Origin of the sequence: Synechococcus sp. R6-7, from assembly GCF_047461695.1 — a bacterium.
Lineage (GTDB): Bacteria > Cyanobacteriota > Cyanobacteriia > Thermostichales > Thermostichaceae > Thermostichus.
Genome location: NZ_JANSHS010000290.1, coordinates 1 through 798, shown reverse-complemented (window position 1 = coordinate 798; position 798 = coordinate 1). Strand labels below are relative to the sequence as shown.

At 55.8% G+C, this 798-nt stretch carries 2 protein-coding genes; both read right to left on the bottom strand.

Annotation, left to right across the window (positions count from 1 at the left end; translation table 11 throughout):
* The coding region (locus tag NW815_RS08935) for a sigma-70 family RNA polymerase sigma factor (protein ID WP_414415923.1) at positions 1–419 on the bottom strand (419 nt) is incomplete at its 3' end.
* The gene (locus NW815_RS08930) at positions 412–558 is read right to left on the bottom strand and encodes a hypothetical protein (protein ID WP_414389080.1); all 147 of its coding nucleotides are present in this window, start codon (positions 556–558) and stop codon (positions 412–414) included. The genes NW815_RS08935 and NW815_RS08930, both read right to left, overlap by 8 nt.
* Positions 559–798 lie beyond the last annotated feature (240 nt).

Sequence of the window (798 nt, the reverse complement as noted above, 5' to 3'; positions counted from 1 at the left end):
TGCGGGGCTCCTGCGATTTCTAGCTGAAGTAGGTGTTGACGGATGGTGGCACGGGCGTGAAACAGCCGGGACTTCACCGTTCCCACCGGGATCCCTAAAATCTCGGCAATCTCTTTCTGGGGCAGATCTTCTAGGTCGTGCAGAATCAGAACCATTCTGTGTTCAGGGCTGAGCTGGGCCATGCTTTGCTGTAGAGCCTGTTGGTAGTGCAAGTGCATCAGGTCGGGGCCAGGGTGAGCGATATCCGATCCGAGGACCAGGTTTTGGGTTTGGGAGTGTTGCCGGGCGCAGCGCCGTCGCTGATCTGAGGCCAAATTCCAGCAGATGCGATACAGCCAAGTGGAAAACTGGGCCGAGCCGCGAAACCGAGGCAACCCTTTCCAGGCACGAATAAACACTTCCTGTACCAGGTCATCCAAAAGATCGGCTCCACAAGGGATAGAGGATATTCCGTACCGACTGCTGGTATTTGCGGTAGAGTTGGCGAAAGCTCTGGCTGTCGCCGTTGAGGCAGCGCTGGATCAGCTCCCAATCGGATGTATCCTTTGCCGCCTGCACGAGAGGACGCTCCCTTGTTCTCAACCTTGCTTTGTCTGACTCCCAATGCCCCCAAAAGGTTCAAAGGATCCCTGTCTGCGATGGCCCTCCACTTCCCGCCAAGCAAGATATGGTCGTTTAGGCTAGAGTGAGACACCTGGGCTATACGAGAAAAGCCTTATGGCCCCATGCATTATTGCTCCGCAGCGCTGACGCGACGACGCGACCAATGTTTTAGGTGTGGGTGCAGTGTCCTAGTTT